Origin of the sequence: Niallia circulans NBRC 13626 (assembly GCF_001591585.1) — a bacterium.
Classification (GTDB): Bacteria; Bacillota; Bacilli; order Bacillales; family Cytobacillaceae; genus Niallia; species Niallia circulans.
Window position 1 is genome coordinate 97,244 of record NZ_BCVE01000016.1, and the last position, 7,970, is coordinate 105,213.

A 7,970-nucleotide genomic window follows, 5' to 3' on the forward strand; every position below is an offset into this window, starting at 1 on the left:
ACAAAATTTAACTATTCTATTTTTTCATTGGTGCCTACTTCTTTTTCTTTGTACAAAAAAGAAGCTAATAACCATCTCACATGGTTATTAGCTTCTGCCCTTTTCACCTAGAACTTTCGGATATTATTTTGCTTTTGCGATAGATGATTTTACTTTTGCTACAACATTCTCAACAGTAAATCCATACTCTTGGAATAGTTTATCTGCTGGAGCAGATGCCCCGAAATGATCAATTGTAATATGCTCTCCTTTAGAACCGATGTATTCTCTCCAGCCTAGAGATGCACCAGCCTCAATTGCAACACGTGCTTGAACACTTTCTGGCAATACACTTTCTTTATATTCAGGAGATTGTTTTTCAAAACGATCCCAGCTTGGCATACTTACTACATTTACAGAAATTCCTTCTTCTGCTAAAGCTGCTTGTGCCTTGATTGCAAGAGATACTTCAGAACCAGATGCTAAGATTAAGGCCTGTGCAGCTTCTTTACCAGCTGCAACTGTATAAGCACCTTTTTTCACCCCTTCATATGCTTCTGCTTTTGTTAAATCTAATGTTGGTAAGTTTTGACGAGTCAACACTAGGGCTGTTGGAGTATCTGTGCTTTCAATTGCCAGTTGCCATGCAGCAGCTGTTTCTTTGGCATCTGCTGGACGAATGATAGAAAGCCCTGGCATTGCACGTAAGGAAGCAAGTTGTTCAACAGGTTCATGTGTTGGACCATCTTCCCCAACTGCAATACTATCATGTGTAAATACATATGTTACTGGTAATTTCATTAATGCTGCTAAGCGGATTGCTGGGCGTAAATAATCAGAGAACACGAAGAATGTTGCGCCAAATACTTTTACTCCACCATGCAGTGCTAATCCGTTTAATGCCGCACCCATTGCAAATTCACGTACACCAAACCAGATATTTCTGCCGGCATATCCATCGATGGCAAAGTTTTTCTCACTAGTCATTAATGTTTTGTTCGAACCAGCAAGGTCTGCAGAACCACCGAAGAAAGCAGGAACCGCACTAGCAATTGCTTGAATTGTTTTACCAGAAGAATCTCTTGTCGCCATAGAATCTCCAGCATTAAATTCAGGTAATTTTTCTTGTAAATCAGCAGGTAGTTCTCCTTTAATAGCTGTTTCTAATTGAGTAGCTAATTCTGGATATGCTGCTTTATAATTTTCATAAAGCTCATTCCAAGCTTTCTCTTTTTCTGCACCTTCTTGTGCTAATGCCGCATAATGCTCCGATACTTCTGCTGGAACGTGGAATGCTTCTTCATATGCCCAACCATATGTTTGTTTTGCTAATTGTGTTTCAGAAGCTCCAAGTGGTGCACCATGGGATGCAGATTTTCCGCCTTTATTCGGAGAACCATAGCCAATAACTGTTTTCACTTCAATTAATGTCGGTACATCTGATTTTTTCGCTTGAGCAATTGCCGCTTGAATTTCAGCTAAGTCATTGCCATCTTCTACACGAATAACTTCCCATCCATATGCTTCAAAGCGCTTTTGAACACTTTCAGAGAAAGAGAGATTTAAATCACCATCTAAAGAAATATCATTGGAATCATATAATACTACTAGTCTTCCTAATTTTAAATGACCTGCAAGAGACGCTGCTTCTGCAGATACGCCTTCCATTAAATCACCATCACCGCAAATGCTGTACGTATAATGGTCAACAACTGGATAATTTTCTTTATTATAGGTTTCTGCAAGATGTCTTTCTGCCATTGCCATCCCAACAGCCATCGCAATACCTTGTCCTAATGGACCAGTAGTAGCTTCCACACCTGGTGTGTGTCCAAATTCTGGATGTCCTGGAGTTTTGCTTCCCCATTGACGGAAGTTCTTTAAGTCATCTACAGTAACACCGTAATTGAAAAGGTGCAGCAAGCTATATAGAAGCATAGAACCATGTCCAGCTGATAAAACGAAACGGTCACGGTTGAACCAGTTAGGATTAGCAGGATTATGATTCATTTCCTTAGCCCATAATGTATAAGCCATTGGCGCTGCCCCCATTGGCATTCCTGGGTGACCAGAATTAGATTTTTCAATTGCATCAATGGATAAAGTACGGATTGTGTTAATAGCTAATTGTTCGATATCTGTTTTTACTTGATTACTCATTTTCCTCATCCTTTTTTGATTTATTTAATGCTAACCCTAAATTAGTAAAAGAATTTATTCATTTTGGCTTAGCGTTTATTTAAATTGAATTCCATCCTTTTGAACGGTGAGTTCACCTGTTAAACAATTATTTTTTATCCATCGCAAGATTTCATCCGCAAGTTCATTTGCAAGGATTCGATCGATGGCTGTTGGGTTTACTCCCATACATAGTGCTTCGTCAATTTCTGTATATTTCCAATCTACCTCTAGCTTACTAATAACTGAATTTTCAATTACCTCTTGTAAAGCTTGGCTATATATTAGAACATTAGAAGTTTTAGTATATGTATAGCTTTTCTTTATCGCATCACATAAAGTGGTAATTTCTTCTTCCTCGTAATCTACTGCTAAATAGTTACCATCCACCGCAAGAGAGATATCCTGCAGCATATTAGTCGATGGGTTCCCCTCTATTGAAAAACCAAATAATCTTGGCTTATCATATTTAAGAGAATGAATGGTATCTTGCACCTTTAACACATTCTGAGTAATACTGTTAAGTGCGGTATCATATCCTAGAGTCCAATCATTTCCTTTAATATTATTGTAAATGGAAACTGGGACAAATAATGTACGCAGCGCTTCTTTATCGGCTATAGAAGTCTGCCATATTTCTTTTGCCTGCGCATCTCCCAATACAACAGTCATATCCATCGGAGCAAGTGTTTGTTCCCATTGATTATTTACTGGTGCAGCGCTTACCTTTAAGATAGTATGGCTTAAGTATGGTGAATCACTCACTTCTTTTATCTCCGTATAATTGACTTCACCGGACCCTCTATCTATTTCCATTCCAAATAGTTGATGCTTAGAAGATAACTCCTCATATAATCGATGAAGAATTTGCTTTACTCCCGAAGGCAAACAACCTAAGACAATTACACCAACCTTCAACACCTTACCCCCTAACCTTTACAAGCTATAAGTAACTAATAATATACAGAAAAAAAGTACATACTTTTTGAAGAAAAAGGACTAATTTTCCCTTTTCTTCTCCATCATATATTTTTCCAAAACCATTATAGCATACAACTTCCCAAGAATAAACCATACATATTTAGTATAACCTATTAATAGTACGTACAAGTTATAATATGTTTCATTTAACAAATCCGAGGTTAATTTGTCCTACTATTAACAATAATATGATTCTAATTCTTTAATTCCACTGATACGCTTTTCATGTCTGCCGCCTAGAAATTCTGCATTTAACCAGGTATCTACTATTAGACACGCTAATCCTTCCCCAGTCACTCTTTCTCCTAAACAAAGGATATTACTATCATTATGCTCTCTTGTTGCCTTTGCTGAGAAGACATCACCAACAACCGCTGCACGAATTCCAGTGATTTTATTGGCAGCAATACTCATGCCTATTCCTGTTCCACAGCATAAAATACCTAGTTGGTTTTCACCATTCACAATTGATTCACCAACACTTTTTGCATAATCCGGAAAATCCACACTTTCTCTACTATAGCAACCAAAATCTTCTACTTCCATCCCCGCATTATGAAGATGGGCTTTTACTGCTTCCTTTAACTGATATCCACCATGATCACTGGCTATTGCAATTTTCATAAACTCATCCTTTCTAGATAAGATGGTTCTATTTCAGATGTATTCTAACATAAAAACTACTATTTGTATTCGGTTGCATGTGAAAACTTTATTAATTTTCAGCCACAAACTAATGGGAATAAGATCTATACCTAAACAATTCCCAGATCATATAGAAATTTGTGTGATAACATACTTTAGTCCAACCCAATGTATTTAGTAATATTTAAAAACAAACAAAGAACGATGAATTTTAAAATTCTCTCGTTCTTTGTTTGGATGTTTTCTTGTGAACTAAATATATTAGTTTACAAGAAAGCATTACAGTTATTTATTCATAGGATAGCTGAACTAGGAATGTCTTGTTCTTTTACGAATAAAATAAAACCAGATTAATTGGACTATAAGGATAAATACAAATGGAACAGCCAAAATTATAAATGTAATAATTCTGATTTCAGGAGTTTGCACAGCCCCCGATCCATCTATTTGCCTTGTTGCGATGATAATCGATAGTATTGAAAAAACGACTACCCAAAAAACATTTGCAATCCACCAGAGTTTCACCTTTTTTCTCCTTCCTTCATTACTATTTTCTGCACAAATTGTATTACGGTAATTCGAGAGAAAGGTTACATTTTTTTTAGATTCCCACCATGATTTTAGAATATAAGTAATTGATATAATGACTTATTAGCTGTTATTATACTAATTTGGTTGCGAATTTATTTGTATGCTTAATCAGATGTTTTTAAAAATGTCTTGGACAAAACAAAATATATAATGAATAAGACGAACAATCTCTAATTTAGTGGTGAAACCAATTCGTTCCATTACACTACAGACACTCCATTTTTAAAGATTATTTGTTTTTCAGCAAACTAAAATTACTAGGAAAAAACAGAGCAGCCTGAATACACTTAGACTCCTATGGGAGCTGCGAGAAAGTCCAAGACCCCGCAGGAACGTAGTGACGAGGAGGCTTGGCGCTCGCCCCATGGAAAGCGAAGTGTATTCAGGCTGCGGGTGATTACCTCAAACCTTCTTTCTTAAATTTAATTAACCCCCGAACAATTATACGAATATTTTTTAGTGTGTACGTATAATTGTTCGGGGCTATATTTGATTGAAATACTTATGTCCCACCCTTTTGTACTACTTCTATTTGTTTCTTTTCAGAAATGGGATTAACACTCCATTAAAAATCGAAATTATCTGGGTCAGGACCAACTCGTTGATCCAAATTTAAGGCATCAATTTGTTCCATTTCGTCTTTTGATAATATGAAATCAAAAACATTTCCATTTTCGATAATACGGTGCTCTTTAACGGATTTAGGAATCGTAATAATACCATTTTGCAAGTCCCAACGAATAATTACTTGTGCAACAGATTTCTGATGTCTTGCAGCTATTTCCACTAATTCCGGCTGATCGAATAATTGTCCTTGCATTAACGGAGACCATGCTTCCACTTGTATTCCTTTCTCTTGGCAATATGCTATTAACTCTTTTTGTGTAAGCCTTGGATGCAATTCGATTTGATTAATCATTGGTTTCACTTCCGCATCTTTCATCAAGTCTTCTAAATGATGGATTTGAAAATTACTTACTCCAATTGCTTTAACCCTGCCTTGTTTATATAGTGTTTCTAAAGCTCTCCATGCGTCTTTATATTTTCCTTCTTTTGGCCAGTGAATAAGATATAAATCTAAATAATCGAGTCCGAGCTTTTCTAAACTTACTTCATATGCCTTTATTGTTTCTTCATATCCTAAATCGTCTGTCCATACTTTTGAAGTAATAAATAAATCATCTCTTGTAATGCCTGCTTCTTTCATGCCTTTCTTTATTCCTTCGCCAACCCCTGCTTCATTAGCATAAATAGCCGCTGTATCAATACTACGGTAGCCATTCTTAATTGCAGAGCTTACAGCATCCACAAGCACTTGCCCTTCCTCCACTTTAAATACACCTAATCCTAGCCAAGGCATTTTGATTCCGTTTGTTAGTTGAACTGTATCTTGTAAGTTTTTCATCGTGAAATAACTCCTTTTTTCAATGAATTTTTTTCTAAAATTAAGCTGAAACCAGTTAGGAGAATAGCGGCAATAACCATGATTCCGCCTACCCACGAAGTATGGATAAGCCCTAGTGAATTGGTCACTATCCCTCCCAAGTAAGAACCGATTGCTATTCCTGCGTTAAAAGCTGCAATATTTACAGCAGAGGCTACATCTACTGCACTTGGTACATAACGTTCTGCGAGCATTACTACATAAACTTGCAGCCCCGGAACATTCATGAATGCTAATAAGCCCATAAAAAGTATACTTATTAAGCCAATTACCTTAAATGGAAGGGTAAAGGACAAAACAAATAGGATAATAGCTTGGATAATAAACATAAAAAATAATGCCCGAAGCGGGTTTTTGTTGGATAGCTTGCCGCCAATCATATTACCTATGGCAATTGCTACACCATACAATAGTAAAATTCCTGCAACTGTATTTTGCTGAAAGCCAGTTACTTCATGCAGTAATGGAGAAAGATACGTGAAAACCACAAATGTTCCTCCATAGCCTAATGCTGTAATTAAAAAAAGCATTAATAGTCGTGGATTTGTAACTAACTGCAACTGATCTTTAAAGGTTGCACGGCCACCTTTCGATAAGTTATTTGGCACAAGTAAACTATTGGCGATAAACGCAATGATTCCAATAATAACAATGGTGATAAATGCTAATCTCCAGCCAAAGTGCTGACCGATAAATGTCCCAAAGGGAACACCTGTTACAGTGGCAACCGTTAATCCGGAGAACATGATAGAGATAGCACTTGCTCTTTTTTCTTTCGCTACTAAATCTGCTGCAATCGTGGAACCAATCGACATAAATATACCGTGAGCAAAAGCTGATACAATACGTGCAATCAGTAAAATAGTGATATTAGGAGCAAATGCAGCCATACTATTACCAATAATAAAAACAATCATGATCCCCAATAATAAAGATTTACGTGAAATATTAGAGGTAATAGCTGTCAAAACAGGTGCTCCAAATGTAACGCCTAGTGCATAAATAGAAACAGTTAATCCTGCCGTTGTAATCCCTACCCGAAAGTCATCGGCAATCAAAGGTAATAATCCAACGCTTATGAATTCAGTAGTACCAATAGCAAAAGCACTAACAGCCAAGGCTATTAACGCAAAAGTATTCATATTTTGCTTCAACTTCCTTTTCCTCCTCTTACATATATCTAACCACTAGTGGTATTTTTTGTAGTTTTGCATTTTAACCGGCAAGTGTTATTATGAATCATATAAGATAAATAGAAAAGTACGTACTTTTTTGTAATGTAGGAACCTAAAGGTAATATAGGTACAAAAAAGTTCCTATAAAAAATGGAGGGTATTATGGAAAATAAAAAATATAATATTTCAGTTGAAGCAACTTTGGAAGTAATCGGCGGTAAATGGAAGTGTGTAATTTTGTGCCACTTAACACATGGCAAAAAAAGAACAAGTGAATTAAAACGCTTAATGCCAAATATTACGCAAAAAATGCTTACACAGCAATTAAGGGAATTGGAAGAAGACGGTGTTATCAATCGTATAATCTATCAACAAATACCACCAAAAGTAGAATATGAATTAAGTGACTATGGAAAAAGTTTAGAGCCCATTTTAAATGCTCTTTGTGAATGGGGAGATACTCATATCACAAAAATATACGGAGATAAGAACTTAATGCTGGAAGATAGTGTGTTAAATAAATAAAACATTATTGAGACTGTGGACAAAACAAAATATAAAATGAGTAAAAATGAACATCCTCTAACTTAGTAGGAAAACCATTTTTTCCATTGCGCTGCAATCACTCTATGCGCCGGATAGCAAGTTTTAGAACGCAGTATCTTTAGGTATTTCTTTATTATTTTGGTCAGCATGAGGGGGTTTTGCACTTTTTCTTCTGGGAGCGGGCACAGAGCACATTCCTCTGTTACTTCTTCCTTTTATCTATGTAAAATACTTACTTCTTTCAAATTTTCTTCTTTCCTCTTTATTATGAACCTACTTTTTCATCATGCACAATGCAGTGATAAAGAAGTTCAAGTGCAGCCCCATGGAAAGCGAAGCATATTCAGCCTGCGGGTGATTTCCACAACTCTTCTTTCTTTAAATTAAATAACCCGAACAATTATCCGAAAAACCTAATAGTATCTTAAGGT

Annotated in this window: 7 protein-coding genes; 1 reads left to right on the forward strand and 6 read right to left on the reverse strand. The window is 36.1% G+C overall.

Annotation, left to right across the window (positions count from 1 at the left end; genetic code table 11):
* Positions 1–123 precede the first annotated feature (123 nt).
* The 6 genes from tkt to BCI01S_RS17710 form a co-directional block, all read right to left on the reverse strand.
* Positions 124–2,139, reverse strand: a complete 2,016-nt coding sequence (gene tkt, locus BCI01S_RS17685; RefSeq protein WP_061800415.1) for a transketolase — start codon at positions 2,137–2,139, stop codon at positions 124–126.
* Positions 2,140–2,214: 75 nt separating this feature from the next.
* Entirely contained in the window at positions 2,215–3,078 is an 864-nt protein-coding gene (locus BCI01S_RS17690; protein WP_235844536.1) for a 6-phosphofructokinase, read from the reverse strand.
* Positions 3,079–3,315: 237 nt separating this feature from the next.
* A complete protein-coding gene (gene rpiB / locus BCI01S_RS17695; protein WP_047943918.1) occupies positions 3,316–3,762 on the reverse strand; it encodes a ribose 5-phosphate isomerase B in 447 nt (148 codons plus the stop codon).
* Between the two features lie 330 nt (positions 3,763–4,092).
* A complete protein-coding gene (locus tag BCI01S_RS25355; protein ID WP_053215769.1) occupies positions 4,093–4,308 on the reverse strand; it encodes a DUF3923 family protein in 216 nt (71 codons plus the stop codon).
* Between the two features lie 631 nt (positions 4,309–4,939).
* Positions 4,940–5,779 carry an aldo/keto reductase gene (locus BCI01S_RS17705; RefSeq protein ID WP_061800421.1) on the reverse strand — a complete coding sequence of 280 codons (840 nt, stop codon included), beginning with the start codon at positions 5,777–5,779 and terminating at the stop codon, positions 4,940–4,942.
* A complete protein-coding gene (locus BCI01S_RS17710) occupies positions 5,776–6,960 on the reverse strand; it encodes an MFS transporter (RefSeq protein ID WP_061800427.1) in 1,185 nt (394 codons plus the stop codon). The genes BCI01S_RS17705 and BCI01S_RS17710 overlap by 4 nt, the downstream gene beginning before the upstream one ends.
* Positions 6,961–7,155: 195 nt before the next feature.
* Between BCI01S_RS17710 and BCI01S_RS17715 the strand changes: the two genes are divergently transcribed.
* On the forward strand, positions 7,156–7,518 hold the full coding sequence (locus BCI01S_RS17715; RefSeq protein ID WP_047943915.1) for a winged helix-turn-helix transcriptional regulator: 363 nt from the start codon (positions 7,156–7,158) through the stop codon (positions 7,516–7,518).
* The last annotated feature ends 452 nt before the right edge of the window (positions 7,519–7,970 follow it).

Excerpts from the sequence above, each read along its gene's own strand:
- tkt (WP_061800415.1), bottom strand. The coding sequence starts at position 2,139 with ATGAGTAATCAAGTAAAAACAGATATCGAACAATTAGCTATTAACACA.
- rpiB (WP_047943918.1), bottom strand. The coding sequence starts at position 3,762 with ATGAAAATTGCAATAGCCAGTGATCATGGTGGATATCAGTTAAAGGAA.
- BCI01S_RS17705 (WP_061800421.1), bottom strand. The coding sequence starts at position 5,779 with ATGAAAAACTTACAAGATACAGTTCAACTAACAAACGGAATCAAAATG.
- BCI01S_RS17710 (WP_061800427.1), bottom strand. The coding sequence starts at position 6,960 with ATGAATACTTTTGCGTTAATAGCCTTGGCTGTTAGTGCTTTTGCTATT.
- BCI01S_RS17715 (WP_047943915.1), top strand. The coding sequence starts at position 7,156 with ATGGAAAATAAAAAATATAATATTTCAGTTGAAGCAACTTTGGAAGTA.